General features: G+C 47.5%; 24 protein-coding genes. 6 read left to right on the top strand and 18 right to left on the bottom strand.

Features of this window, described 5'->3' with window-relative positions:
* Window position 1: 1 nt before the first annotated feature.
* Both ACTO17_RS08845 and ACTO17_RS08840 read right to left on the bottom strand, forming a co-directional pair.
* A complete protein-coding gene (locus ACTO17_RS08845) occupies window positions 2-1,783 on the bottom strand; it encodes a transglutaminase domain-containing protein (protein WP_482557672.1) in 1,782 nt (593 codons plus the stop codon).
* Window positions 1,784-1,920: 137 nt separating this feature from the next.
* Entirely contained in the window at window positions 1,921-4,779 is a 2,859-nt protein-coding gene (locus ACTO17_RS08840) for a transglutaminase domain-containing protein (protein WP_482557671.1), read from the bottom strand.
* Between the two features lie 231 nt (window positions 4,780-5,010).
* On the opposite strand from ACTO17_RS08840, the gene ACTO17_RS08835 reads away from it, so the two are divergent.
* From ACTO17_RS08835 to ACTO17_RS08825, 3 genes are read left to right on the top strand one after another with little or no spacing between them, the layout of a single operon-like run.
* Window positions 5,011-5,622, top strand: coding sequence for a TetR/AcrR family transcriptional regulator (locus tag ACTO17_RS08835; RefSeq protein WP_172538663.1), 612 nt, complete (start codon window positions 5,011-5,013; stop codon window positions 5,620-5,622).
* Window positions 5,623-5,675: 53 nt separating this feature from the next.
* The gene (locus ACTO17_RS08830) at window positions 5,676-6,557 is read left to right on the top strand and encodes an ABC transporter ATP-binding protein (RefSeq protein WP_482557670.1); all 882 of its coding nucleotides are present in this window, start codon (window positions 5,676-5,678) and stop codon (window positions 6,555-6,557) included.
* The gene (locus ACTO17_RS08825; RefSeq protein WP_482557669.1) at window positions 6,554-7,339 is read left to right on the top strand and encodes an ABC transporter permease subunit; all 786 of its coding nucleotides are present in this window, start codon (window positions 6,554-6,556) and stop codon (window positions 7,337-7,339) included. Before ACTO17_RS08830 ends, ACTO17_RS08825 begins: the two co-directional genes overlap by 4 nt.
* Window positions 7,340-7,528: 189 nt before the next feature.
* On the opposite strand, the gene cdd is transcribed toward ACTO17_RS08825, so the two are convergent.
* From cdd to ACTO17_RS08810, 3 genes are all read right to left on the bottom strand, one after another.
* Window positions 7,529-7,942 carry a cytidine deaminase gene (gene cdd, locus ACTO17_RS08820; RefSeq protein ID WP_482557668.1) on the bottom strand — a complete coding sequence of 138 codons (414 nt, stop codon included), beginning with the start codon at window positions 7,940-7,942 and terminating at the stop codon, window positions 7,529-7,531.
* A complete protein-coding gene (gene deoC / locus ACTO17_RS08815; protein WP_482557667.1) occupies window positions 7,939-8,598 on the bottom strand; it encodes a deoxyribose-phosphate aldolase in 660 nt (219 codons plus the stop codon). The genes cdd and deoC overlap by 4 nt, the downstream gene beginning before the upstream one ends.
* Before the next feature lie 307 nt (window positions 8,599-8,905).
* Window positions 8,906-10,102: a phosphopentomutase gene (locus ACTO17_RS08810; protein WP_482557666.1), complete on the bottom strand. Its 1,197-nt coding sequence runs from the start codon at window positions 10,100-10,102 to the stop codon at window positions 8,906-8,908.
* 213 nt (window positions 10,103-10,315) lie between these two features.
* On the opposite strand from ACTO17_RS08810, the gene ACTO17_RS08805 reads away from it, so the two are divergent.
* Genes ACTO17_RS08805 through ACTO17_RS08795 form a run of 3 tightly spaced genes read left to right on the top strand, consistent with a single transcriptional unit; the run spans window position 10,316 to window position 12,046 of the window.
* On the top strand, window positions 10,316-10,903 hold the full coding sequence (locus tag ACTO17_RS08805) for a hypothetical protein (protein WP_172538959.1): 588 nt from the start codon (window positions 10,316-10,318) through the stop codon (window positions 10,901-10,903).
* Between the two features lies 1 nt (window position 10,904).
* Complete coding sequence (locus ACTO17_RS08800) at window positions 10,905-11,345, top strand: hypothetical protein (protein ID WP_482557665.1); 441 nt, start codon at window positions 10,905-10,907, stop codon at window positions 11,343-11,345.
* Window positions 11,346-11,383: 38 nt separating this feature from the next.
* Window positions 11,384-12,046, top strand: a complete 663-nt coding sequence (locus ACTO17_RS08795; RefSeq protein ID WP_482557664.1) for a hypothetical protein — start codon at window positions 11,384-11,386, stop codon at window positions 12,044-12,046.
* A 2-nt stretch (window positions 12,047-12,048) separates the two neighbouring features.
* Here ACTO17_RS08795 and ACTO17_RS08790 read toward each other — a convergent pair whose 3' ends face one another.
* The 13 genes from ACTO17_RS08790 to ACTO17_RS08730 form a co-directional block, all read right to left on the bottom strand.
* Window positions 12,049-13,122, bottom strand: coding sequence for a nucleotidyltransferase family protein (locus tag ACTO17_RS08790; RefSeq protein WP_482557663.1), 1,074 nt, complete (start codon window positions 13,120-13,122; stop codon window positions 12,049-12,051).
* 22 nt (window positions 13,123-13,144) lie between these two features.
* Window positions 13,145-14,143 (bottom strand): N-acetylneuraminate synthase, encoded by a 999-nt coding sequence (gene neuB / locus ACTO17_RS08785; protein ID WP_482557662.1) that lies wholly within the window; start codon window positions 14,141-14,143, stop codon window positions 13,145-13,147.
* Window positions 14,144-14,173: 30 nt separating this feature from the next.
* Window positions 14,174-14,890, bottom strand: coding sequence for an acylneuraminate cytidylyltransferase family protein (locus ACTO17_RS08780; protein ID WP_482557661.1), 717 nt, complete (start codon window positions 14,888-14,890; stop codon window positions 14,174-14,176).
* Window positions 14,832-16,058, bottom strand: a complete 1,227-nt coding sequence (gene neuC / locus ACTO17_RS08775; RefSeq protein ID WP_482557660.1) for a UDP-N-acetylglucosamine 2-epimerase — start codon at window positions 16,056-16,058, stop codon at window positions 14,832-14,834. Before neuC ends, ACTO17_RS08780 begins: the two co-directional genes overlap by 59 nt.
* 12 nt (window positions 16,059-16,070) lie before the next feature.
* Entirely contained in the window at window positions 16,071-17,117 is a 1,047-nt protein-coding gene (locus ACTO17_RS08770) for a lipid II:glycine glycyltransferase FemX (protein WP_482557659.1), read from the bottom strand.
* Window positions 17,118-17,131: 14 nt separating this feature from the next.
* A complete protein-coding gene (locus ACTO17_RS08765; RefSeq protein WP_482557658.1) occupies window positions 17,132-18,235 on the bottom strand; it encodes a PLP-dependent aminotransferase family protein in 1,104 nt (367 codons plus the stop codon).
* The gene (locus tag ACTO17_RS08760; protein ID WP_482557657.1) at window positions 18,235-18,738 is read right to left on the bottom strand and encodes a GNAT family N-acetyltransferase; all 504 of its coding nucleotides are present in this window, start codon (window positions 18,736-18,738) and stop codon (window positions 18,235-18,237) included. The genes ACTO17_RS08765 and ACTO17_RS08760 overlap by 1 nt, the downstream gene beginning before the upstream one ends.
* A 114-nt stretch (window positions 18,739-18,852) precedes the next feature.
* Window positions 18,853-19,890, bottom strand: coding sequence for a Gfo/Idh/MocA family oxidoreductase (locus ACTO17_RS08755; protein WP_482557656.1), 1,038 nt, complete (start codon window positions 19,888-19,890; stop codon window positions 18,853-18,855).
* Window positions 19,891-19,901: 11 nt separating this feature from the next.
* Window positions 19,902-20,858: a Gfo/Idh/MocA family protein gene (locus tag ACTO17_RS08750; RefSeq protein ID WP_482557655.1), complete on the bottom strand. Its 957-nt coding sequence runs from the start codon at window positions 20,856-20,858 to the stop codon at window positions 19,902-19,904.
* A gap of 5 nt (window positions 20,859-20,863) precedes the next feature.
* Complete coding sequence (locus tag ACTO17_RS08745) at window positions 20,864-22,327, bottom strand: D-alanyl-lipoteichoic acid biosynthesis protein DltD (protein WP_482557654.1); 1,464 nt, start codon at window positions 22,325-22,327, stop codon at window positions 20,864-20,866.
* A gap of 15 nt (window positions 22,328-22,342) precedes the next feature.
* Window positions 22,343-24,238 carry a motility associated factor glycosyltransferase family protein gene (locus ACTO17_RS08740; RefSeq protein WP_482557653.1) on the bottom strand — a complete coding sequence of 632 codons (1,896 nt, stop codon included), beginning with the start codon at window positions 24,236-24,238 and terminating at the stop codon, window positions 22,343-22,345.
* A gap of 115 nt (window positions 24,239-24,353) precedes the next feature.
* Window positions 24,354-25,460, bottom strand: coding sequence for a flagellin N-terminal helical domain-containing protein (locus tag ACTO17_RS08735; RefSeq protein WP_482557723.1), 1,107 nt, complete (start codon window positions 25,458-25,460; stop codon window positions 24,354-24,356).
* Window positions 25,461-25,617: 157 nt separating this feature from the next.
* On the bottom strand, window positions 25,618-25,887 hold the full coding sequence (locus ACTO17_RS08730; protein ID WP_172537782.1) for a carbon storage regulator: 270 nt from the start codon (window positions 25,885-25,887) through the stop codon (window positions 25,618-25,620).
* Between the last annotated feature and the right edge of the window lie 111 nt (window positions 25,888-25,998).

The raw sequence follows: 25,998 nt of genomic DNA, 5'->3' as shown, positions 1-25,998 counted from the left end.
GTCACTTTAGAAGCATAATTATGGCCTGGACAGGGTTTATTGCAATATGGGAAACCGTTTTGTAATTTTGAGTATCCCCCGGCGTATAGACAGCATAAAAGCCTTTTTTGCCTTCTTCCTTTAATTTTACAGATGCATTCTCCCAGGAAAATCCTTGCGGCAGTCTGATCTGGCCTAACGTTGTGCCGCTGTTTCCTTTTAATTCTGTAGGAACTGTATATATCGGTTCTGCCTGATTAATTACCACCTGAACCTTTTGTACCAAAGTCTCGCAATTCTCTCGTTCCACCCGATACCAAACCTGATAAGTTCCGGCATTAATCAACTCCGGCTGACTGGAACCGTAACTGCCGCCTTCTAACTTATATGTGACTTTATCACTGGAAATTGTGCCTGTTACCGTTATTGTTTTGGCAGTGTTATCATAAACTGCTATCACGTCTGATGCAGTGACTCCCGTAATCTCCGGAAGTCTGAGCTCCTCCATGATAAATGTTTTGATTTCCTGCTTCCCTGCCAAATTCGGACTTTCCTGAAGCGCATAACACAGCCTGGAGCCTCTCACGGTAAAGCCGAAAATCAACTGCCCTGATGGAAGTTCCGGCTGATACACGGCTGCAATTGTTCCGTCTGCATTTATTTTTTGTATATCGGTTCTGGTATTAAAATAAATCTCTTCTTTTGCAGGTTCCAGATCCAGATACATGCCGCTCATCCCATAGTTATTCCATGTGCCGTTTTCAGTATAAATTTTTTGTTCTTCTGTTCCCAAAAGTTCCGGCTTTTTCATCAGAGCTGTACTTCCGGCTTTATAGCTTGCATAATACCAGTTCCCCTGCTGATAACAGAATGCGGAAGTAATGTCTGACCAGAATGCATTGTCATAAACGCTGGAATCTGCAGTATAGTCTTTCACCCATCCAGAATGTTTATGCTTTTCATCTGAAATCGCCGTATCGCTCAGCATAAAATAATTGTGGCCTGCCCGCCCGATACTGTCCCGAGTGGGATCATCCCAGGTGGCATCCACATGATACCAGTTTCCGTCAACAGAAACCAGATTCCAGGCATGATTCATACTGTCACTTGCCACTATTTTACTGGAAATTCCAAGCTTTTCCAGAATACTGGCATAAGCCTTGGCATATCCGTCGCAGACAGCTATATTCTCAATCAATGCGCCGTAAGCCGAATGGGAAACGTCCGGCACTGTGTTACTTTTCAGCCTTTCATAATCGTATTCGCAATTTAACACAAGATAATCATGCACCGCCAATGCCTTCTCTAAATCGGTCATGGCAGGATCAGTCCAGGTTAACGCCTGATTAATTGCACGGTCAAAATCTGCTTTCTGCACTCTGATATTCTCTATTGTACCTGTGTATTCTACCTTATAAGCCACTGCCATTCCGGTGGTTCCACTGCTGCTCCATCCGATACTGCCATTCACAAAAAACAAAGAGGGATGATCGTTCAATATCTGAAGAAACACATTCCCTGCTTCTTCCTTCGGAATCTGATATGCCGAAATATCAATGGTATCCTGAAACTCTTCTAACGCACTCACCACATATTCTTCTAAGGTTACCTGCGCCCCGCGGGCCATTTTGGCATTTGCCGCCGGATAGATTTCCTCCGGCTCCTGATAATATACCGGATTATAACGATTCTCTTCCGTTAATGTAATTGTTTCTGTCTGCTCCTGTTGGACGGGGGCTGCATACGCAGTGCCCCCAAATAAACACAACAGCAGCAAAACAGGAAATAAAATTTTCTGTTTCATAATCTGCTCCTTTTCTCAGACATATTACTCCTGCGGTTAAATATCGACGTTTTTACTTGCTTAAATTTCCATCTGCCACGTTGTGCCCGATAAAGCGGGGCAGACCCTCATCAATCGCTGCAGCACTGACACTTTCCTTATGTTCTCTTTAAAGTTTTCACATTGCTGTAGCTTCCGTACACTTTCTTGCCCTGGGATTTTTTAAATGCCCGAATCCGGAAGCTGTAATTCCTGCCTTTTTTCAGGCCGGTTTTTGTAAAAGTGACGGTTGTTCCTTTGGCAATCGTCTTGATTTTTTTATAGCCGCTTTTTCCTGTTTTCATGGAAATCTCATATCCATCGGCTCCTGACACTTTTTTCCAGGTGAGTTTTGCTTTATTGCTTCCCCGATTCTTTACTGAGACTAATTTCACTTTTCCAAGAACGGTAAAAGCGCGGACAGAGGCTTCCTTTTCTGCATAATATTTTCCTCCGTCTATTTCCCTGTATGCGGTTACTTTCAGCAGATAATTAACGGCAGGTTTTAATTTACTGCAGGTATAAACATTTTTACCGGTATACGCTGTTGAAATTACGGCATTTTTCTGATAAAGCACCACACGGTATTTCACGCCTTCTGTTTTTTTCCAGGAAAACTGCAGGGAATTGGTGCTGGTTCCCGTAACCTTCAAATCTGTGACCGACTTCGGCTTCTTTGGCGCATATACCTCAGTCTCTTCGGTATACGTATCCCCGCAGACGCTGCAGGTAAAAGTCTCCTGGCCTGTTCTGGTTCTGGTGGCTGTTCTGGTTATTTTTGAACGGTACTGATGCCCCGGACAGGTCACTTTCACTTTTACCGGAATATTGGAAACTGTCACATATTTCTCCGTATCATCGGGAATATATTTCACATAATAGGTATAACTGCCTTCCCGCCACAGCCGTGTGCTTTCCGAAGTCTGCCATACAAATCCGGAAGGCAGTTTTACACTGTTTAACATTTTGCCGCTGTGCCCGGAGAGGCCCTGGGGCACAGTATAGGAGGGTGTTTCCTTATTCGCATCCTCTGTCCCGTCTGTTCCCGGCAGAGTGCCCGGATTCTCTTCCCCTGGCGGAAGCTCCGGCTCTCCCGGTTTTTCTCCTCCCGGCGGAGTATCCGGCTCTCCCGGTTTTTCTCCTCCCGGCGGGGTATCCGGCTCTCCCGGCTTCTCTTCTTCCGGCGGAGTATCCGGCTGTTCCTCCTCTGTCACCGTTAGTTTCACCGGAATCCGGGAAACTTCTTTATAATTCCGGGAATCTTTGGGAACATAAACCGCATAGCAGGTAACTTCCCCTGTCTCCTGCCATTTCATCCCGGTATCTGTCTCCCAGGAAAATCCTTCCGGCAGCTTTACTTCTTCCAATGACTGTCCTTTTCCAATCTTCAGTCCCTTCGGAACAGCGTATTCCGGTTCTGCCTTCTCAATCACTACCTGGGCGTTTCCTGTAAAGGGTTCACACCCGTTCCGTTCTACTTTGTAGGAAACCCGATAAGTTCCGGCATTTTTCATCTCCGGCTGTTCTGCGCCAAACACCCCGTCTGCCCCGGCATAAGAAACTGTGTCACCGGTTTTTATCCCCTTCACCTGAATTTTCCTGGCGGCTCCGTCATAAACTGCAGTTACGTTTTCCGCTGTAATTCCCGTAATCTGCGCCGGCGGCGGCTCTGGCAGAGGATAGGTGTAAATGCGCTGTTTCCCGGACAGATTGGGCGTACTCTGGAGTCCGCAGCACAACTGATTTTCTTTGATGGTGAATCCAAAAATATACTGACTGGCAGACTGGGCCGGTTCATACACTGTTTCCACCGTTCCAGCCTCAGTTAACCGGCAGATGGCGGTTCCGCTGTTAAAATATATGCCCCTCTTTCCCGCATCTAAATCCAGATACATATAAGTTCCGCCGTTATTCCCCCACAGACTGGTCTCTGCGTGGACTGTTTCCTCCATGCCGCCTAAAAGCTCCTGCTTTTTCATCACATCGGCGGTACGGCTGATTCCGTTATATCTGGCATAATGCCATGCCCCGTTCCAATAGCAGAAAGCCGACTGGATTCCCGTCCAGAATGTTTGTTTATAAGTATCGGACACAGCCCTATGGCCAGCGCTCCAATTTGAATGTTTATGGCTGCTGTCAGAAATCACCTGATCACTCAAAAGAAAATAATTATGCAAAACGCGCCCGATGCAGTCCCAAATCGGATCATCCCAGGTAACATCCACATGATACCAGTTTCCGTCTATGGAAACCATGCTCCAGGCATGATTCATACTGTTGCTGGTTACCAGTTCACAAGGGATATCCAGTTTTCCCAAAATATAGGAATAGGCATGGGAATACCCGTCGCAGACTGCCAGTTTGCTCACCAGCGCACCGTAAGCAGAATGGGAATAAGCCGGAAGCCTGCCGCTTTGCAGCCGTTCCTGGTCATACTCACAGTTCAGAACCAGATAGTCGTGAATCGCAAGGGCTTTTTCCATATCATTCATGGAATCGTCCACCCAGGTAAGGGCCTGTTCTGCCGCCGCTTCCAGTTCCTTCTGCTGACGCTGGATATTGGCCTTTGTATCACAATATTTGATACTATGATATTTGGTTACCAAGCCGCTGGAATTGTAACTCCATTCCACATTCCCTTCCACATAAAACAGTTCCGGATGGTTGTATAACACCTGGAAAAAAGCATCCCCCGCTCCCCCATTGGATATCCCATAGCCGCTCACATCAATGACCGTGGAAAATTGCTGCAGTTGTTCTACGATATAAGTTTCAAAATCCAGGCCTGCTCTGGCAGTCCGTCCCAGCCCGGCCCCCTGAGACATGTAACGCGTCTCCGGTTTCCGGTAATAATCAGGTTCAAAGCGGTTCTCATCTGTGATGCTTAAAGAACCGGTGCCCCCGCCGGAATCAGCCGATACCGTACCGGTAAATAAAAACAACAGCAAACAGAAAACCAAAAAAAATCTTTTTTTCATACGTTTTCCTCCCTGCAGGATAAATATTTTTGCACAGTGTCTCTATTTTACAATTTACATGGTCAATAGTTAATTTCATTTTATAACTTAACCTGGAAAATTTCAAATGATTTTTCCAGTTAACGGCAAAAGAAATCTGTATTTTAATAAAAATTCATATTCAGGGGCTTCCCAAAACCGGTCAATGGATTTAAACTATAGTTGACCGAAGCGGTTCACGGAGGCAACGATATGAACGAAAAATTCTTTTCTCTGCCTGAGGAAAAACAAAGGACAATCATCAATGCCGGATACCGGGTATTTTCACAGAATTCCTATAAGAACAGTCCCATGAGTGAAATTGCCCAGGCAGCAGGAATCAGTAAATCTTTGCTGTTTCACTATTTTCACAACAAAAAGGAACTATATTTGTTTCTTTGGGAAAAATGCGCGGCAACCACCATTGAATATCTCACCAGGTATGAATGCTATCACCAGGAAAAGCTCTTTGACAGTATAGAACGGGGAATGCGGGCAAAAATGGAGATCATCCGCCTGTATCCGGATATGGCAAACTTCACCATCAAGGCATTTTACGAAAAAGACACTGAGATTTGCGCTGCAGTCCAAAAGAGTTATCACAAATATTTTAATCTGAACGCAGACAAAGCGAGGCTGAATTTTGACCCGGCGCAATTTATTCCGGGACTGGATATTCCCATGATGTATCAGGAAATGTATTGGGCGTCAGTAGGATATCTCTGGGAGCTGGTGCAGCGGGGCAGCGTGGACATGGCTCAAATGGAAAAAGATTTTACAAAACTGATAACTTTTTGGAAAAGCATATATCTTCGAAAAGAATAACGATCACAGCGGCATTGACCAAACAGCAGATCGTTTTGAAAGGAAAACAACGTATGGAAGCAATTAAAACAAGTAGCCTAACAAAAAATTATGGGAAATCCAGAGGAATTACAGAACTGAACCTGTCTGTGGAGGAAGGGGAATTTTTCGGCTTTATAGGCCCCAACGGCGCAGGCAAATCCACAACCATCCGCACACTGACGGGACTTATTTCCCCCACTTCAGGCAGCGCCCAGGTTTTAGGACATGACATCCGAAAGGCCCGGGAAGCCATATTAGCAGACACCGGCTACCTTCCCTCGGAAACCGTGTTTTATCCCGGCATGAAGGTGAAAGATATTCTGACCCTGTCCGCCCGCATGCGGAAAAAGAACTGCCGCAAAACGGCAGAAGAACTCTGTGAACGCCTGCAGCTGGATGTATCCCGCAGGGTGGATGAGCTTTCTTTCGGCAACCGTAAGAAAGCCGCCATTGTCTGCGCGCTCCAAAGCAACCCCAGGCTTTTGATTCTGGACGAGCCCACCGGAGGGCTTGATCCACTGATACAGCGGGAGTTTTTCGATATTCTCAGGGAACAGAACCGCAAAGGCACAACCATATTTCTGTCCAGCCATGTATTGTCTGAAATCCAGAGAAACTGCAGCCGGGCGGCAATTATCCGGGAAGGCAGAATCATTGCCTGCGACAAGGTAACCGCGCTTTCAAAAACCAATGCAAGACGCGTCACCGTCCACGGCAGCGTTGCGCTAAAGGGCCTTGAGGGAATCCGCAATCAAACAGAAGGGGATGGATTTGTAAGCTTCCTTTACAACGGAGACATGAATCTTCTCCTTCAGACACTTGCAGCAGGGAATCTTACCGACCTTTCGGTTTCCGAACCCGACCTGGAAGAGATTTTCCTGCATTTTTATGAAAAGGATGGTGGCAGAGCATGACCATAGTAAAACACGAACTCCGGCAGAGCAAAACTTCTTTTTTCATCTGGACAGCGGCCATTGGATTTCTGCTGATGGTCTGCATTTTTCTGTATCCGGAAATGAAGGGGGAAATGGAAGGCATTAATGATATGTTTTCTTCCATGGGATCTTTTACAGCCGCATTCGGTATGGATAAACTGAATTTCGGCACGCTGATGGGATTTTACAGTGTGGAATGCGGCAATGTTCTGGGACTTGGCGGGGCATTTTTCGCCGCCCTGTGCGCAGTAAACATTCTCAGTAAAGAAGAGCGGGACAAAACAGCGGAATTTCTGCTTACGCACCCTGTCAGCCGGGCCCGCATTATCACAGAAAAACTGGCTGCTGTCCTGATTCAGATTATTGCAATGAATCTGATTCTCTACGGCCTTTCCGCTGGCGCCATAGCCGCCGTCGGTGAAACCGTTCCCTGGAAAGAGCTGAACCTGCTCCACCTGGCATACTGTATCCTTCAGATTGAACTTGCAGCCATCTGTTTTTGCATTTCCGCCTTTGTGAGAAAAGGAAGCGTCGGCATGGGCCTTGGACTGGCTGCTGTCATGTATTTTCTGAATCTGATTGCAAACATCACAGAAACGGCAGAATTCCTCAAATACATTACGCCGTTCGGATACTGTGACGGCGCCGAGCTAATCACCAGCGGAAGTCTGGATAAAACTATGGTCTCCATCGGCGCAGCTTTCGGCATTGCCGGAGTCATTGCAGCCTATCTGAAATACATGAAAAAAGATATCCATTAGTACTGCTGTGAATATTGTATTACTCCAGCGGTTAAATATCGCTGCAGATGGAGATTTGGGCAAGTAAGATTCTGTGATATTTAACCGCCGGGGTAATATATTAAAACACAAAAACCGCTGCCGGACTGCCCTTTCCCACATGAACAGGGCAATCCGGCAGTCCTTAACTTTACAAAAAATCCTCAGATTTTAATTCAAATTTTCCGGCCCGAATCCAAGGGGCAGAAGCTCTTTCAGAGAATGCTGCAGACAGCCGCCCTTTCCGTCTGCCAGAATGATCTGAAAAGTCTTCGGATCGCAGAATTCCATCATCACCTGACGGCAGACTCCGCAGGGGGCGCAGAGTTTGTCTGCCTCCCTTCCCTTTGGGCCTCCTGCAACTGCAATCTTTTCAAATTCCCGCTCTCCCTGATAAACAGCCCGAAAAAATGCGGTTCGTTCCGCGCAGTTTCCGGGAGAATAGGCTGCGTTTTCGATATTGCAGCCATGGTATATTTTCCCGCTTTTTGTCAGAAGGGCAGCCCCCACCAGAAAATGGGAGTACGGCGCGTAGGCATGTTCTCTGGCTTTTTTTGCTTCCATCATTAATTGTTCGTTTGTCATTTTCTTTCTTCCTGTTCTGTCAGCTTTACGATTCTGCTGGTGCCAAGCCTGTCAGCCCCCAGGCGGAGGAATTTTTCAGCGTCCGCCAGAGAAGTAATGCCCCCGGCAGCTTTCACCTTCACTTCTGCGCCAATATGCTTTTTCATCAGCTCCACATCCTCAAATACCGCGCCGGCTGCAGAGAAGCCTGTGGACGTCTTGATGTATTCCGCCCCTGCCGTTGTGACGATTTCACACATCTTAATCATTTCTTCCCGGGTGAGCAGGCAGGTTTCAATAATTACCTTTAAGATTCTCCCTTTGCAGGCATCGTGAACCCGGCGGATCTCCTCCTCCAACTCCTGATATTTCCTGTCCTTCAGCCATCCGATGTTGATAACCATATCAATTTCATCCGCGCCGTTTGCAACAGCGTCCTCTGTTTCAAATACTTTTACCGCTGTGGTGCTGTATCCATTGGGAAATCCGATTACGGTGCAAATGGGAAGCTCCCCATTGACATATTCCGCAGCCTGTTTCACATAGGCTGCCGGGATACAGGCAGAAGCCGTCTGGTATTTTATCCCCTCGTCCAAAATTTTCTGAATCTCCTCCCAGGTGGCTGTCTGGGTGAGCAATGTGTGATCCACTGTTTTTAAAATCTCTGTATACTCCATAAATATTCCTTTCCGGGCTGCCGCCCATTGCTGCCGCGAACTTTTTATATTTGGATACGGACAGAACTGCAGGATTGCCCTTTGACACACAAACTGGGCAGCGTTTTGGCGAACTAACTGCCAACTGCGGCTAAGGAAGTCAGGAAAGCCTTCCTTCCTAAGTCTCCGTAAGCAGTGGATTTCGCCTCCACACAGTGCGCCCATGAACCGTTTGCTTAGCCAAAGGGCAATCCTGCAGTTCCTGTGTATCGAAATATAAATTGTTCGCTGCAGCGCGAAAGCGCGTTGGGTAAATGTTTTTTGGGCCTTACCTCAATTCTGACAAAATAGAACTTCCAATTGTCCCCTCCGGCATTTTTACGCCGAAATTCTCTGCAATGGTGGCCCCCACTGCCGCAAAGGTCTGTACCTCTTCCAGTTTTCCGCTGCCCTGCATGGAGGGAGAATAGGCAAGAAACGGAACTTTCTCCCTTGTGTGATCTGTGCCTGTGTGGGTTGGGTCGTTTCCATGGTCTGCCGTCAGAATCAGCAAATCATCTTCTTTCAGAAGGGGCAGCAATTCTCCCAGCTTCACGTCAAATTTTTCCAGTTCCCTCGCATATCCCTGCACATTCCGGCGGTGCCCCCACAAAGCGTCAAAATCCACCAGGTTCACAAAGCAAAGCCCCTCAAACGCTCTGCCTGCAAGCTCAATGGTCTGTTCCATGCCATGCACGGAGCTTTTGGATTTATTGGATTCCGTCAGTCCCTCCCCGTCAAAAATATCAAAGATTTTACCAACAGAGATCACATCCAGTCCCGCATCCTTCAGGGCATTTAACACAGTCCGCCCATAGGGCTTCAAGGCATAGTCGTGGCGGTTGCTGGTTCGCTTGAATTCTCCCTTTTTCCTGCCCACATAAGGTCTTGCAATGACCCGGCCCACTTTCCACTCATCGTTCATGGTCAGCTCTCTGGCAATTTCGCAGCAGCGGTACAATTCCTCCAAACCAAAGGTCTCCTCATTTCCGCAAATCTGCAGAACGGAATCTGCAGAGGTATAGACGATCATATGGCCCCGGGCAATTTCCTCTTCTGCCAGCTCCTCCAGAATTTCCGTGCCGCTGGCGCTTTTATTCCCGATAATCACCCGGCCAGTCCGCCGGGACAATTCCTCTATCAGCTCCCGGGGGAAACCTGTTTCGGTAAACGTCCGGAATGGCTTTGTAATATGAAGCCCCATCATTTCCCAATGGCCGGTCATGGTATCTTTTCCCACACTGGCTTCCTGCATCTTCATAAAATAGCCCATGGGCCGTTCCACTGCCGAAACCTGCTTTAAGGGATGCAGGTTTGCAATGCCAAGCTTCTGCAGATTCGGGATACGGAGCTCGCTGACGCTCTGGGAAATATGGCCCAGAGTGTCCGTCCCTTCATCCCCATATGCAGACGCATCACTTAATGCTCCCACTCCCAGGGAATCTATCACAATTGTAAATATCCGCCGGTATTTTTTTCCTGCCATATTCGTATGCCTCCTGAAAAATCTGTTATTTCGCTGAACATTATGCTTCCATAGCATGGATGGCCATGCGGCCCGCCAAACGACAGGCTGAGCATAATGAGAATTTCTGATAAAATTAACATAACAAAGTTTCCTCCTTCTGTCAAACTTCTTCTATAGACCAATCCGCCCCAATGTGCTATCATGTATAAAAAAGAAAGGATGATACACGCTATGAACTCTGAAACTGTAAAAAAATTGAATGTCCCATACCTTTTATCCTACATACTGGCTCCTGCTGCAGTCACTGCCCTCTGCTTCTTCCTGGGCTATACCTTTTTCCATGACGGCGGCGCGGGAGCTGCCATTTTGTTTATGGTTCCGCCTGCTTTGTCTGTTCTGTGGTGGGCGTTGGGCGGCAAGATGATTTTTAAAGGAAAACGGAAGAAACTGATGAACGAACTGGAACGCAGCGGGTTTCTGCCAAACCATACCTTTGACAGTGATATCTGCACGGTGGTTGTGGACGTTGAGCATGGCAAAATTGCCCTGATTTTTTTCTGGAACCCATTTCAGAACTACGTGCTTCCTGCCAGCCGGATCAGCAAAATCTGGACAGACGACGGGAAAACCGGCATGGGCCCCTTAACCGGAAGCAGCCGGGTCAGCTTCCTCTTTACGGTAGACGGCATCCGCATCCGGGTCAACACCTTTACCTCCAATAAACGCTGGCGGATGGACAGCGACTACATCCTGACCGGAATCTCCAAGGCAGACATGATGGCCGGAGTGCTGACAGAAGCAAAAGAAAGGTCTGTATGATATGGGATTTTTACGGAAAATACGCGCTGTCTTTCATGAAAACTGGTGCAATCTCTGCCAGAGTGAAATGGACGTCATGCACAGGCAATTATATGCCCTGCCGGATTTGACGGTTGGGCACTACAGCTCCCATGAAAGCCCGGAATATTATCGAAAACATCTGGTTCCGGTAACGAAAAAAGCTGAAATTCCCGCCGGAATCTATGCCTGCGGGCTTCATGCCTACCGGTGTCCCCAGTGCGGCCACCGACGGGTGCAGCTTACAGTTTTCCTTCCGGTGCGGGAGGAGGAAAAAACAGAAGAGATATTATTCTTTGATCACGGAGAGCTGGATGATCTGATTTACCCCCGGGACTGTGCCGGGGCTGATCTGAATCAGGGAAACCGCCGCCGGCAGGATTCTTATGAAAGCAGGCTGGGCGGGTTTTATGATTATGAATGAGAACTAATTATGCTTTGTAACTTTTGGAGGTGATTTTCATGCGCTGCCATCATCTGCGTTTTGACATCTGGCTGTGCCTGCTTTTTGCATTGTTTGTCAGTATTTTTCCTGCGGGCCTGGCAGAACGCATCATGAAAGAACAATACAAAAACTACGCAGAAGAACATACTGCGGCAGAAGGAGAAATCGGCGGAATTGCAGGAGAGGATATTTTCCGGGCCCAGTCTGTGGAGGATTTAGAAACCCATGAAAAATTCACGGTACTCTCCCCGGGCATTGAGTACCGCAACCTGGGCGCAGGATACTACAAGAACTACTATCTTTATGCCCTTACGCTTCCCTCCGGCGAACGGGTAGCCGCCGCCATCAATATGGAAAATGTCCAGACAGACGGAGACTACTATACCGGGGAGGCCACGCTGCCGGTGGGACAGATGATCCGGGAGGATTTGACGGCGGAACAAGAATTTATCAGCCAGATAGAATACAGTGAGCCGTTGAGCCGGAAAGACTTCTACGTTGACATGATGGGCAACGGGCAGAAAGTCAGCCAGGAGGATTATGCCCTGCCTGCAATTATGCTTGTGCGGGTAATAACCGTCCTTATTTTCTTTCCGCTGTTTCATGCCCTGGGGGCAAAATTCGGGATATTCCCGCCATTTTGGGTAAGTAAAAAGAAAAAGCCTTCGGAATGGGATTAATCTCATTCCGATTTTAAATTTAATTTCTGTTCCATGCGGCGCATCTCTTCCAGTTCTCCCATATCCAAAAAAGAATCCTCGCTGATGGGATACATTCCCACTTTCCGTTTTTCCCCCATCAGTTTCGCCGCTAAATCTGTCATATGGAAAAACGTGTCTTTGGGAATTTCTTTCAGTATTTCCGGATTTAATATATACATGCCGGTATTCACAAAGTAAGATAATCTGGGTTTTTCCTCCATAGCGCATATGGCTCCGTTTTCACTGGAGTGTATGACGCCGTAAGGCACCACGATATTTTTCAGGGCAGTTACAATCGTCATCTCATTTCCCGAGTCTTTGTGGCATTGCAGGATATCGCCGTAATCCGCATGAATCAGTATGTCGCAGTTTGTCACAATCAGAGGCCGGGTAAATTCTGCCGGAAGCAGCCCCAGGCTCCCGGCTGTTCCCAATGGTTTTTCCTCTTCCACATATGACAATTCATAATCCGAAACATTTTCTGTAAAGTATGCTTTGATCATGCTTTTCCTGTAATTGACTGTCACAAAAAAATTTCTGGCTCCAAAGTCCCGAAACCGGGCGATAATACGTTCCATAATCGGAATATCGCCGATGGGTATTAAAGGCTTCGGCAGTATTTTTGTATAAGGATACAGCCGGGTTCCTTTTCCGCCGGCCATAATAATCACCGGAGTTTCCTGCAACGAACAATTCTGTTCCGCGTCAGGGCTTTTGGGCTCTTCCCGGAATACAATGTCCAGAATTACCCCCTTTGCATTCACCACCGGCAGAGCTGCAATCTTATACCGGCACATAAGCTCCATGCCCTGGGGAAGCTCTTTCCGGTATGCCACCTTGGGCTTCTGATTCATCACCCGCTTGACCGCTCCTTTCAGTTCCCCGTTCTTTAACAGCCAGCGCCGGATATCCCCATCGGTGACCACCCCAAGAAGTTTCCGGTATGAATTCACCACAAAAAGGATTCCTTTCCCGTTGCCGTCAATTCTCTGCAGCGCATCCGCCACTGTACTGTCCGGTGAAATCAGAAACTCCATCAATTTCTCGGTTTTCATGAAAATCACTTATTCCTTTCCATCAAAGTTCAATGAACTGATCCGCTTTAAAATCCCTGACGGCCCGTGTTCCCAGGACATCAGGATAACGCATGGGGCTGATTCCTGCGCCGGGACGTTTTACCGCCAGATTTTCCTCTGTCAGTAATTCTCCCTGTCGGATATTCCTGCGGGCAACGATACTTTTTCGGGCAGCCGCAAGATTTTTCAGTTCGGAAGGACTGGGTTTCTTTTCACTGCTGCCCAATGCCGTTTCAATGTTCCGAACTGCCTTTATCATTGCCGCAAGCTCCTCCGGCTCCAGACTGGCCTTATGATCCGGCCCCTCCATATCCTTATCCAGCGTAAAATGCTTTTCAATGATCACAGCCCCCAGAGCAGCGGCGGCCACAGGCACTTCGATTCCCAGCGTGTGATCCGAGTAGCCCACTTCTTTGCCAAACACGGCCCGCATGGTTTCCATGGCATTTAAATTCACGTCCTCATAGGGGGTAGGATATTCCGTATTGCAGTGCAGAAGCGTCATGCGCCCCGCACCATTTTCTTCCAGAACCGCTATGGCTTCCCGGATCTCCTCCACAGTGCACATCCCGGTGGAAAGAACCACATCTTTGTGGGTTCTGCCGATTGCCGCAAGGTAAGGATAATTGGTAATCTCGCCGGATGGAATTTTGAAAAAGGGTACTCCGATATCATTTAAAAACGCAATGCTCGGCAGATCAAAGGGAGTGGAAAGAAACAGAATCCCCTTTGTTCGGCAGTAAGCCTGAATCTGCCTGAAATCTTCAAAAGACAGCTCCAGCTTTTTCACCATATCAAACTGAGATTCCTCAACTCCTGTGTTCTGCTTCTGATACTCGGCCATTTCGGCATGGCGGGAAATTACCTCCTCCGTCACAAAGGTCTGGAATTTCACACAGTCGGCTCCCGCTTCCGCCGCTTTGTCCACCAGCTTCAGAGCGTTTTCCAAATTTCCGTTATGATTGTCTCCCGCCTCTGCAATAATAAAAATATGTCCCATAGCTGCCCTTCCTTTCCGCTTCCTGTTTCATCATTTGAGTTCTGCGCCTGCTTTCAAAACGGTCTCCGCCATCAGAAAATCCCATTCACTGTCAATATCCATGGAACGTTTCTGATCCATAAGATAGGCAAAGGAACGTTTCCCATAAATGGGCTTCCCGGAAAAAAGGAACTCCGTATCCGCAATATAAACCGCCCCGTTCATCCGGTAATAAACCGGAAGCTCCTGCCTGGGCGTATCAGACAGCGCCGGATCTTCAAAGTTCTCCATGGACAGATCCGCCGGCAGGGTATTGCTCCACAGAGGCGAATGCTCCATCTCACATACTGAAACTACCATGTTTGCTTTTTTCTCCCGAAACAGGCGGTACGCCGCTGTAATATCATCGGCAGTGCGCAGCGGAGACGTGGGCTGCAGCAGCGCGGCAGTGTCAAAATACATGCCCCGTTCCTGAAACTGTTTCACCACCCACCGCACCACCTCCCAGCTTCCGGCGTGATCCGATGAAAGCTCCGGTTCCCTGAGAAAAGAAACATCCGCCCCCAGTTCTTTTCCGATTTGGGCATATTCTGAGGAATCTGTAGAAAGATGCACGCAGGCAAACTGCCCGGATTCCTTCGCTGCCGCAATGGTGTGTCCCATCAGGGGAATGCCGCCCAGCTTTTTTATATTTTTATGCTTCAGTCCCTTAGAACCGCTGCGGGCGGGAATGACGGCCAGATTCTTTAAAACCGGTTTCTGATTCATCCGCTGTTTCCCTCCATTCCACATCATAAAAGTTTTTTCTCACATCAGGGGATTTCAGATACTTCTTCAGCTCCGCCGCAATGCGGTAAGAGGTGTCTCCGTTCCCGTAAGGGTTAACCGCCTGTTTCGCAATATCCTGAAATTCCCGGCTTTTTGCCCGCTTTATGGCAGAAATAATCTCTTTTTTTGCCGGCGGGCAGTTGATAATGCTTTCTGCCTGCAGCCTTCCCTCCTGCCGGCTTCCGATATTCACGGTGGGAATGTGAAAACAGGGCGCTTCCACAATTCCGCTGGAGGAATTTCCAATTACCATCTCACAGTATTTCAATGCGCTTAAATACCTGCGGACGCCCAGAGAGGGAAAGCACTTCCAGTTTTCATGCTCCTCTGCATATCTGTCCATGATTTCATTGATTTCCTGTCCTCCGGAATCTGCGTTGGCTTTTGTCAGAATAAATTTCATTTCAGGAAACGCCTCCAATGCCATCAGCACTTCCCGGATCTGGGAAGCCGCTTCTGTCCCTTCCATGGTAGGCGGATGAAACGTCACACAGGCATAGGGGCGGTCAAGGGAAAATTCTATACTTTCTTCCAGTTCTTTTTTTCCCATGAAATCCATAGTTCGGATGTTTTCCACGCCGACATCGCCGTAATCAAACACCTGGCCGGGAGCTTCTCCCATCTGGATGATGCGTTTTCTGTACGCCCCGCAGCCGGGAAAATGCAGATGGCTCATCTTGGTAACGGCATGACGGTACAGCTCGTCTAAAGCCCCCGCCGTTACTTCTCCTCCGGAAATATGGGCAATGGGAATCCGAAACTGTAAAGCGCAGCTGCAGATGGGAATCAATTCGTAGCGGTCGCCCAGCACAACAAGCAGATCCGGCTTTTGTCTGGCATACAGTTCCCCGAACCGGGCACATATCCTGCCCATGGCCCGGCAGATTTCTTCCGGGCTGTCATTCTCCTCCAGAATCGGGATTTTTTCGGCTATGGGAATGCCGCTTGCCTCAATTTCCCGGACGGTATTCCCCTGGGAAGCCAAAAGATGGGTTCCCGTCACCACAAGGCACAGCTTCAGCTCCGGATCTTCCTCAATCCGTTTCATCACATTCAAAAGCAGTCCGAATTCCGCACGGGTGGCTGTTACAACACAGATTTTTTTCATAAAACCCCTCTCCTATCCCCGGTACTGGATCAAAAACGGCCTTGACGCGTCGAAGCTGCGGTCTGCCTCAGCCCGTTTTTTCACCAGTTCCCGGAAGGCTTCCGGATCAAATATATATCTTCCGATGGTAAAAGGCACTGCGCCGTTGCGGTTAAACTGCTTTTTAAAGCCGTACAGACTGTCGTCCTTTTCCATTCCCCCGCCCAAATGCAGCTTCTTTATTCCCCTGCGGCTGCCCCAGAGAGCGGCTTCATACAGCAGCAGGTTCACAGAAGCCAGCTTCCGGTATTCCCACAGCGTCCCTGAAAGATGGTAATGCATAAAATTCTCATTGTAAAAAAACATGGCCGCACTGATAATCTTCCCTTCCCAGACAGCATAGAAATAGACCATATGATCCTTTAATTCCCGCTGTAAATATTCAAAATAATCCTGTTTGAAATAATAGTACTCCTCCGCCTGGTTCCGTTCCATGGTCACATTGTAAATCCGGATAAAATCTTCCAGATGCTCCCCGGAATCGGAAAAAATCTGTACGTTGTTTTTCCTTGCCTTACGCACCATGTTCCTGTTTTTGGGGTCCATATTTTTCACAATGACCGCTTCGCTTTCCAGATCCATATAAACCGTATCCTTGAAGCTTCTGGCTTCAAACAGCTTGAAAAAAGCATTCTGCCCCGCCACTAAAGGATCAAAACGGAAAAACTGGGACACAATGTTCTGCCTTCTGCATTCCTCTTCCAAATCCCGGACAAACCGCCCCACGTCCTCTTTGTCCGCCTCTCCTTTTATCAGGGGCCCGCCATAGCCGTAGGGCGTTGTCATATCAAAAAATCTGCCTCTTTTCAGACTTCCGTAAAACCCTTCAAAAGCAGCGATATCCTGCAGCATCACAGCGTAGCAGATTTCCATCTTCGTTCCTTTCCAGTAAAGAAGCGCCGGGCTGCCGTCCCCGTGCAGTTCCAGTGACCGGACATATTCATACAGGTAATAAATATCCCAGTTTGGAAAACTCTTTACCAGCCGGTTCCATTCCTCCCTGTCCCTTACAAGCTTCATAACCGTCCTCCTTTTTACAGACTTCCAAATCTCTCAATCCCTGTCCCGTACTTTTGGGATTCCTCCAGACATTTAAGTAAATATCCCATTTCTTTTTCTCCGTATCTCTGATCGATGGGAAGGGAAATGATATGATTTTCCATCCACCCGTCCTCTCCTGCAGCCGACGGCCGCTCCAGGGGCCAGTGCACGGCGCAGTACACCTTCTGCTCTGCCAGCCGTTGCCGGAGAGCGTTCCTCTTTGGAACGTAAACCGGCAGAGCCAGTAATACCTCCGAGGACTCTGTTTCCACAGCTTCCTGATACCCCAGACGCTTCAGCCCGGCCCTCAGCAGCGCGGCGTTGTCTCTGCGCCTTTCGCACATGGAAGCCACCGGAAAATGAGAAAGCAGAAGCCGGGACAATACGGACATTCCATAGACGCCTTTCTGGACGTTCAGGGCCTCCTCTTCTTTTGCAAACATTTCCCGGTATCTGGCATTGCAGTCAAGGCCCTCCGTCAAAAACAGATGTTTCAGCATCATTGCCTGAACCTTCCTGGAAACAGGTTTTTGTTTCAGTCCCTCTTTTGGCTTTTGCCCTGCGTTCCCGCCCATAAAAACCGCCCTTTGCTCCATATCCATATACAGCACGCCTCCGTCCGGAATCGGAAACCATTTGCGCAGGCTGGCAATGCAGTAATCCCCAACCGTTTTCTTTGCCGTAAACAGCGAATGGGTGGTGTCCTCAATCACCGTCAGTCCGTATGTTTCTTTCCATTCTGCAATGCGCCTCCTTGTCTCCTCCGGCTGCAGCGTCCCAAAATAATGCATGAAATACAGAACATGGGCTGAATGTTTCTGAATCAGTTCTTCTAATTGATCCAGCTCTGCTGAAAACCTGCGGCTGACTGGATAATCGATCACCGTACATGTTTCTGACAGCACATCCGTAACGTTTCTGCAGATATAATCCGGAACCAGAATCTTCGCCCCGGCCAAAGCGTCCGACAAAAGCCGCAGGGCGCTGCGGCCGCTGTCCGTATAAAGGGCATGGAATTCTTTCAGATATGCAAACACCGTGTCTGAAGTTTCCCTAAGCTGCAAAACATCCAGAGCGAATTCACTTCCCAGTTCCATTATCCCGCATCCTCGATTTTCTTCTGATACGCATACATGGCGACGGACTGTTTGAGGGCGGAGGAATATATCTCCCGTGTTTTCTTTCCTCTGTGATAACCGCAGGAAGTGTATAACCGGATAGAAGCCGCATTATCCGCCCTGATTTCAACTTCCGATTGGCGGTATCCCTTTTCCCTGGCCATCCGAAGCCCTTCTGAAATCGCCTGTTTTGCAAGCCCTTTTTTCGTAAAACGCTCGCAGAGGGCAATGGGAATGTCCACACTGTTTTCCAGGTAATCCATATACAGGTATCCCGCAGTTTCTCCCTCATCTGTTTTTATTAAATAAATTTCTTTGCATTTTTCTCCTTCTGCGGACTGCAGGCAGCCTGTATAAAAACGGTAAAGATTTTCCCTGGGCGGGATCTCATAATTTCCCTGACTCCAATAAGCAATATACTTTTCACATTTCATCTGGTAATAGATTTCAAATTCTTCCAATTTGGCTTTTTCCAAATACATCCTTCTTACGCCTCCCATCTCTTACTGTGCAGAAACTAAATTTCCCGGCAAAGCCCGGTTCAGCCCGTTTGGCCATTCCTGACATGCCCCGTCTGGCCATTTCTGACATGCGGATCAGGTAATGGGGCACAGCCCTTTCTCTTTTCCCCGTTTTTCAAACCAGGGAATTAACTGCTCCTCCAAAGCCATATGCAGCCGGCAGGATTCTTCAAAAGCCGTCAAACGGCAGCTTCCGCCTGCAAAAAGCTCCTCCAGGGCAAGATTGGTCAGTCTGCTCTGATACGGCATTTCAAATGTTTCTTTCTTCCACTCCCATCCCGTAGAAGCGTCCGCAAAGTCCAGTTCCCTTTTTCCTTCCAGGATACGGCACCAGCAGACGTCGCTTAAAATCACCGTAGAGGCCGGAATACCCTTTTGGGGATAAGATGCCAGGGAAAAAGCCCGGCACCGGCCCAGGCTTCCCCGAATCGTTCCGGCAATCTCTGAAAAACCTTTCCGAGTGCCGGGCAGACATTCCGGTTCTAATCCTGAGATATCCACCGTCATCTGTTCTGATTCGGAAACGTCCGCCGTCATCTGTCCTGATTCGGAAACGCCCGCCGTTATCTGTTCTGTCCCTGCCAGGTATCCAATCAGATCCAGCATATGGATTCCGTTGCAGCCCAAATGCCAGTCTGAACCGGAAACCATAATTTCCATTGTATGGGCTCCTTCCAGCTTCTTTTTGATTTTCTCATAAACCGGATACATCCTTCTGGGGCAGTTGACGAAAGCCTGCACCTGATTTTTTTCCATCAATTCTCTGACTGCGCCGTAATCCTCAAGCCGCTGAAACAGCACTTTTTCCAGAATCAGATACCTTACCCGGGCATGAGACAACAGCTCTTCTATTACTTTTTTTCTTACATGGGAAACGGTGGCCACAATTACAGCGTCCAGCTCCTCCGGCATGGAGGTCATCTCTGTCACAAAAGAAATCTCATGGTTTTTGGCCCCTTCTGTTTCCTGACAAACTGCTTTTGCGTTCTGCAACGCTTCTTTGCTTATGTCCATCACATTAATCCGACAGGATTCTTTCAAAAGGGCCACAGCCTGCAGATGCCTGATGCCCAGATTTCCTGTTCCTATGATCCCTATCTGTCGTTTTTTCATTTGTCCGCTCCTTAACCGCGCCGGCCGGCAATTTGTTCATACACTGGAAAATGCTCTGCATGCTCCTTTAACGTCAGCAGTCTTTTATCCTGGGGATGATTCAAAAAAGCGTCTGCCATCTCATACAATCCCGGTTTATACGCTTCCTCCCAGGGAGCTGCAAGCTCTGCCGGCTTCAGATTCACAGAGCCAAGCTCCTGTATCTGAAGGGTTTCCACAGGCTTCAGATAATAGCGGCGCTTTGCCGTAAGAACCTCCACCGCCCATCTTCCCGGCGCCTCCCAGTTGGCCTGATAAGAAAATAACGCGCCTTTTTCCGAGATTCCGGCTCCGGCATAATTACTGCCTGAAGGATGCCAGTCCAGGCCTCCCGCCGCATAGGATTTCATTTCCTTCGGAAACCCTCCCAGGAAAAATGCCAGATCCATTACATGGGTAGAATTAGCGAAAATCCATCCTTCTTTCTCACCCTCCGGCCGTTTGGCCGGGCCAATGGTATGGGCCCATTCTGTAAATTCAAAGTGAAAAGAAGTGACGCCGCCGTCCTCTCGGATTCTCCTTTCCGCCTCCTGCACCGAAGCAAAAAAACGGCGGTTATAGGCGACATAGACGTTTGCTCCTGCCTGTTCCTGCTCCTGAATCAGGGGCGCAAGCTCCCAGGAACGGTAAGCTACCGGTTTTTCCACCAGGATATTGGGGATGCCGAGCCGTATCAATTCCTGCGTCACTGTACAGAGCCCGCCCACATTGACAGCAATTACGGCATATTCCGGCATTGTTTCCTGTTCCTGCAGCACAGCCCGGTAATCTCCGGTAAACACCTTTTGTCCGAATTCTTCTTCGAAGGCTCTTGCTTTCTCTTCTCCCCGTCCCAGCACCAGGACGGAATGCCCCATGGCCCGCAGAACCTTATAATATTCTTTTGCCATATATCCTGCGCCGATAATGGCTGCCGTTTTCCGATTCATTCTTTTCACCTGCTTTCTGTTTCATCCAACAGAAGATATTGATTCAGGACTTCTGTCACTTTCACTGCTCCTGCGCCGTTTAAGTGGGAGGAATTGCGGAAATATTTATCTTCCAGTTCTAAATCTGTCAGAAGATTTACAAAGGTAAATGCATATTCTGTCTGCAGTTTCTCCAGAATTCCCATGGTATCCTGATACATATCCCATGACATATATTTCTGATACAGCTTGGTCATAGGCGGCATTACAAGAATTGCCTTCACCTGACGCTGTTTCAGATACTCCAGATATTCCCTCAGAATGCGGATATTAAATGCCTCTGTCTTGGGATAATTCTTATGGTATTCCCGCTCAATGCTTTCTTTTTCTGCCTGAATGCCCTTTTCATCTAACTTGCCGCTGTCATAAACAACGCTTTTCAGATCTCTTTCATAATTCAGGAAATACTCCTCCTCTGTGGTGGTATAAATTTCTTCGAAATCCTCTTTCATGATCTGGTCTAAACGGTCTTTGGCATAATGATACGCTCCTTTATAAATCCATGCCCCGGCAAAATGATTCATCCGCCTGAGAAAAGAATAATAACGCTCTGCTACAACAGCATTATAGGGCGCAGCTGACATATCATACTGAAAAATATAAGGCGACAGCCCTATCAGGGCATACTGAATGCTCTGGGGTTCCTTTGCATGTTCATAGGCATAACGGAACATCTGATAACTGTAAAATAAATCCTGCCCGCCGATTGCAAAGTTCAAAAAACGGCCATGGATGGAATTTAAATCTATTCCCTGACGGATATAGGACAACCCTGTAACAATGCCGTCATAGGGGCCTCTGTCCCGATAAAAATTCATTCTTTCATATGCAATCTCATATCCTCCGGTTACAAAGGTTTTGATATGAGAATGGATATTTAATATTTTTTCATAAGGATATTGATCCGCTTCCTCCGGTTCTTCCGTACAAAGCAGATAATTATATTCCAGATTCCCCGCCTCATCCATATCTATTACGGGAATTCCCATATACTCTGTCAGTTCCGGCGGCTTATTCTTCACTGCAAAAGCCATAACAAATGTTTTTGTTAAATCCAGGCAGTAAATATAATCCGGAGTTTTGGGGTTGATTCCATAAACTATAATAAAATATTTTTCTTCCATGGACAGGCAGCGTTTCAGTGTCAAAAGCGTCTGGCCAAATTCATAAAGCCGATCCAAAACCTCAGAAACCGGCCTGCAGCGTTCCACAGCATCCATGACTTTTTCAAATGCATCCTGCCCGGACAAAAGATTCTCTGTCAGAACCGGATGGTTCCACGACAGCAAAATCTGACCTGTTTCAGCAAATTTGCGGTACGTATCCTGCAAAAGCATCAGAAACGCACGGTCTGTTTCTTTTCTCTGCAGCAGCAGATTCAAATCTTCCATCACAGACATCACAATCTGTTCTATTTCTTCCCAGTCCATGTTTTCTCCTTTTATTTATCCCTGTTCCGTTCCGGCAGAAAGTTCCGCTCCGGGCAAAATCTGCTCCGTTTCTTCCCGAAGCTCCGACAGCATATCCTCCAGCATGGGAATCACATTCCGCAAAGAAATTTTAATACAGGTCATCATCACGATTCCCTGTCGGGCGATCATAATTCCTTCCTCATGAATATCTTCCTCGTAGTCATACATTCCCTGAGAGATGGCAAGACTGATGGAAGCCATAGAACGCATTACCACTGTCATAACCGGATTCTGTTCAAAATAATGAGTCAGTTTATCCAGCTTTTTACTGAGTTTTTTTACTTTCCTGGCATCCACATATTCTTTTTGAAACAGCCGTTCCAGCTGTCTGTACAGCTTCAGACCCTGATTGGCTTTTTTCAAGCCCTCCTGCATCACATCCATAGTTCCGAAAAGGTATTCCCTGTTTTTTTTGTCCATCTCTTCATCAAACACATAGGGAAGCCCGTCAATTATCGCCTGATAATCCACTGGTTCCTTTGGACATTCCGTTTGAATTGCGTCTTTCAGAGTCATAATTACCGCGCCTTTTTTCTTTGCTCCGCCTTCTGTAGCGTCGATCACTTTAAGTTCCGGCCGTTCCTTCATCCGATCTTCAAACCATTTGAGAAACATCAGCATATTGGGCTGTGTAGGCACCATAGTTCCATTCAGATCCTCCACTGTGGCTGTGGCGTTCACACGTTTTTTCTGAATATCCTCTTCTGAAAACGTGCCTTCCATATGAGAGCGGTTTCCGGTGTACGCCAAATCCTGACCCACCAGAATAATTGTCTGAAATCCCAGCATTTCCGCCAAAGAAAAAGCAGAATTGGAAACAGAGCCGCCGGAAGGAAGCCCGCTGCAGGGAATGCCGTGGGCCAGATATAAATTCTGGATAAACTCTTCTCCGTTGTAATAAAAAATCTTTTTCCCGGTATGCCGGCGCACCATTTCACTGTTGACATCTGCGGAAAGCAGCACCGGAATCTTCCATATTTCTTCCTGATCAAAAAGCTCTACCGGCTTGTTCCCGTCTACCGTCACAAACAGATCCGGAAGAATCCCCGCTGCAATCAGGGGTTTCAGGGCAGTATCCACTGCAATCAAAAATGCGCGGCCTTTTGCTTCTTTCAAATCATTGATATTTTTCTTCAATGACGGCCCAGCCGCAATAATGACGGCAGGACGATCGTTTGGAATCAAACCTGAAAGCTGATTAATGGTATGGCTTTTCAAAATCTGTTTCCCGTTGCCAATGACATTGCGGGCATAATAGTTTCCAAAGAAGGCAATCGTATTCTGATCTACCTTCATTTTCACCACAGTCCTTTTAACAATCCCCAGAAATTCTTTGATTTCATCAAAAAAGATCTTGTCATATCCCGGCAAAATTTTCGTCCGGAAAAAGGGCAGCGTTTCATTGGTCAGCCATTTGGACATAACAGGAATCAGTTCTTCCTCATTGACGCTTTTTACAAGCAAAGCTACCGGTCTGTTCTCAAACACTTCTGTAATGTCAATTTCCTCTAAAATCTTCAGCAGAACCTCTATACACGGCTCATAAATCAGAATATTAAAATTTTCTGATGTGGCCCGCAGAAGTTCCTGAAGATAGAAAGCATTTCCAATCCCTACAATCAGCACGGTCGAATACTCCGGCAGGGATTTGATGTCTCTGATCCAATGCTCTGCACGCTCCTTCTCATTGTAATGAACGCCCAGTACAGCGCTCACGCCATTTTTTTCTGCTTTGATCAGATCCTTCTCTTCCATTGAAATTGTCAGATCTTCGGTCAGCTCATAATCTTTTCCTTCTATCTGCTTTGCCACATAGTCATACCTTGCATGAAACGCTTTCATGTTCTTTTCGTAGATTGCTCTGTCCATGTTTTTGTGTACTTCCTTTTCCATTGTGAATTAAGTAAGGGGCAGATGATTCACTCACCTGCCCCCTCCCGGACCGGGTTTCACCCGAAATGCTTCTGATACATCAGTTACTTAACTACTGTAAGAGAGACAATACGCCCTGTGTAGACTGATTTGCCTGAGCGAGCATAGACTGACCTGCCTGAGCAAGAATATTGTTCTTGCTGTACTCAACCATTTCAGAAGCCATATCTGTATCACGGATACGGGATTCTGCAGCCTGTGTATTCTCCTGTACATTGTCAAGGTTTGCAATGGTATGCTCTAATCTGTTCTGGATTGCTCCAAGAGCGGAACGCTGTTTGGAAACCTCGTTGATTGCGTTCTGGATTCTGCTGAGGGATGCGTTTGCAATATCATAGCTGTCTACTTTCAGCGCGCCGCCGGTAGTAGATGTCTGGCCGCTTAAAGTTGTGCAGACAGCTCCGATGCCGGATGCAGTGAAAGTGCTCTTCAGTCCGCTTATCGTAAAACTTATTGTACCATTAAATGTTGATGTTGTTACTCCTGATAATCCCGGCATACTTAACAGCTTAGAATAGGGAGCTGCACACAGAATAACTCCGCCTGTAGCAAATGTTAATTTGCTGGTCAGACCACTCGTTACAGTAGCGCTGGTTGTTCCTGCCGTCTTAGAAACCTTTGTCAAACCACTTGCTGTAAAAGTAGAGTCTTTTACACCGATAGCCTGTGCGTTCATGGCTTTAATGGAAATAGCGATATACTGATTGGTGTTTGCTCCAACATGCAGTTTCTTGCCCTGGAAAGAACCGTCTAACAGTTCCTGCTTGTTGAACTGAGTTGTCTCAGAAATTCTGTCTAACTCTTCTGTCAAAGCAGCCAGCTCCTGATTAATGGCATCGCGGTCGATTGCCTGATTGGTGTCATTTGCACCCTGTACTGCCAGTTCATTCATTCTCTGTAAAATAGAATGAGCTTCATTTAACGCGCCTTCAGCCGTCTGAATTAAGGAAACGCCGTCCTGCGCGTTTGTGGAAGCACGTTTCAGGCCGCGAACCTGGCTTCTCATTTTCTCTGAAATGGTAAGTCCTGCCGCATCGTCTGCTGCACGGTTAATTCTGTAGCCGGATGAGAGTTTCTCTGTTGATTTTGACTGAGAACTTGTTGTAACTCCCAACATTCTGTTAGAGTTCATTGCCTGTAAATTGTGCTGTACTACCATTGCCATAATAGTTACCTCCTTGTGATAAATCTTTCCCCCTAAAATCCTTTTCCGGGGGGATTCCTGATTGTTTTGCTTCCTTCCCGTTCATAACCGGGAAATCCGGGACAGTTTTGTCCCTCTATAATAAGCCTGCCCCCTAGGTTAGACAGGCAAATTACCTGGCTTTCTTCCGCTCTTCCATAAGGATTGCTTTGATCTTCTCTTTGGCTTCCGGAGACAATTTCCTGTCCCGGTAATGCTTCACTTCATTTCCCGGTTCCGGGGCTCTTCCATACTTTTCCAGCGCGCTGCTCCTTGCAATGTTCATGGAGCGGGGCGCGTCTATCAGAATATGGGCATTTTCCCCGCTTCCTCCTGTATAGACTACCTTGACTTCATCTCCGATTAACAGGTACTCTCCTGCTTTAATGGTCAGTTTTAACATTTCAAACCTCCATGTTTCCTGCAATTTCTCTGTCGCCGCAGCTTTCTGTATCAAGGCGGGCGTTTCGTTCTGCATCTCCTATTATCTGGAAAATGCAACAGTTTGGTATAA

The organism is Petralouisia sp., from assembly GCF_056822245.1.
This window is presented reverse-complemented; position numbering and strand designations above follow the sequence as displayed.

Coding starts and splice junctions, on each gene's coding strand:
- ACTO17_RS08790 (WP_482557663.1), bottom strand. CDS start 13,122: ATGAAAACCGAGAAATTGATGGAGTTTCTGATTTCACCGGACAGTACA.
- ACTO17_RS08830 (WP_482557670.1), top strand. CDS start 5,676: ATGGAAGCAATTAAAACAAGTAGCCTAACAAAAAATTATGGGAAATCC.
- ACTO17_RS08730 (WP_172537782.1), bottom strand. CDS start 25,887: ATGTTAAAACTGACCATTAAAGCAGGAGAGTACCTGTTAATCGGAGAT.
- cdd (WP_482557668.1), bottom strand. CDS start 7,942: ATGACAAACGAACAATTAATGATGGAAGCAAAAAAAGCCAGAGAACAT.
- ACTO17_RS08800 (WP_482557665.1), top strand. CDS start 10,905: ATGGGATTTTTACGGAAAATACGCGCTGTCTTTCATGAAAACTGGTGC.
- ACTO17_RS08760 (WP_482557657.1), bottom strand. CDS start 18,738: ATGTATTTGGAAAAAGCCAAATTGGAAGAATTTGAAATCTATTACCAG.
- ACTO17_RS08740 (WP_482557653.1), bottom strand. CDS start 24,238: ATGGACAGAGCAATCTACGAAAAGAACATGAAAGCGTTTCATGCAAGG.
- ACTO17_RS08810 (WP_482557666.1), bottom strand. CDS start 10,102: ATGGCAGGAAAAAAATACCGGCGGATATTTACAATTGTGATAGATTCC.
- ACTO17_RS08825 (WP_482557669.1), top strand. CDS start 6,554: ATGACCATAGTAAAACACGAACTCCGGCAGAGCAAAACTTCTTTTTTC.
- ACTO17_RS08845 (WP_482557672.1), bottom strand. CDS start 1,783: ATGAAACAGAAAATTTTATTTCCTGTTTTGCTGCTGTTGTGTTTATTT.
- ACTO17_RS08770 (WP_482557659.1), bottom strand. CDS start 17,117: ATGAAGCTTGTAAGGGACAGGGAGGAATGGAACCGGCTGGTAAAGAGT.
- ACTO17_RS08755 (WP_482557656.1), bottom strand. CDS start 19,890: ATGAAAAAACGACAGATAGGGATCATAGGAACAGGAAATCTGGGCATC.
- neuB (WP_482557662.1), bottom strand. CDS start 14,143: ATGGGACATATTTTTATTATTGCAGAGGCGGGAGACAATCATAACGGA.
- ACTO17_RS08835 (WP_172538663.1), top strand. CDS start 5,011: ATGAACGAAAAATTCTTTTCTCTGCCTGAGGAAAAACAAAGGACAATC.
- ACTO17_RS08745 (WP_482557654.1), bottom strand. CDS start 22,327: ATGGACTGGGAAGAAATAGAACAGATTGTGATGTCTGTGATGGAAGAT.
- ACTO17_RS08765 (WP_482557658.1), bottom strand. CDS start 18,235: ATGGAACTGGGAAGTGAATTCGCTCTGGATGTTTTGCAGCTTAGGGAA.
- ACTO17_RS08735 (WP_482557723.1), bottom strand. CDS start 25,460: ATGGTAGTACAGCACAATTTACAGGCAATGAACTCTAACAGAATGTTG.
- ACTO17_RS08780 (WP_482557661.1), bottom strand. CDS start 14,890: ATGAATCAGAAACCGGTTTTAAAGAATCTGGCCGTCATTCCCGCCCGC.
- deoC (WP_482557667.1), bottom strand. CDS start 8,598: ATGGAGTATACAGAGATTTTAAAAACAGTGGATCACACATTGCTCACC.
- ACTO17_RS08750 (WP_482557655.1), bottom strand. CDS start 20,858: ATGAATCGGAAAACGGCAGCCATTATCGGCGCAGGATATATGGCAAAA.
- ACTO17_RS08840 (WP_482557671.1), bottom strand. CDS start 4,779: ATGAAAAAAAGATTTTTTTTGGTTTTCTGTTTGCTGTTGTTTTTATTT.
- ACTO17_RS08805 (WP_172538959.1), top strand. CDS start 10,316: ATGAACTCTGAAACTGTAAAAAAATTGAATGTCCCATACCTTTTATCC.
- neuC (WP_482557660.1), bottom strand. CDS start 16,058: ATGAAAAAAATCTGTGTTGTAACAGCCACCCGTGCGGAATTCGGACTG.
- ACTO17_RS08795 (WP_482557664.1), top strand. CDS start 11,384: ATGCGCTGCCATCATCTGCGTTTTGACATCTGGCTGTGCCTGCTTTTT.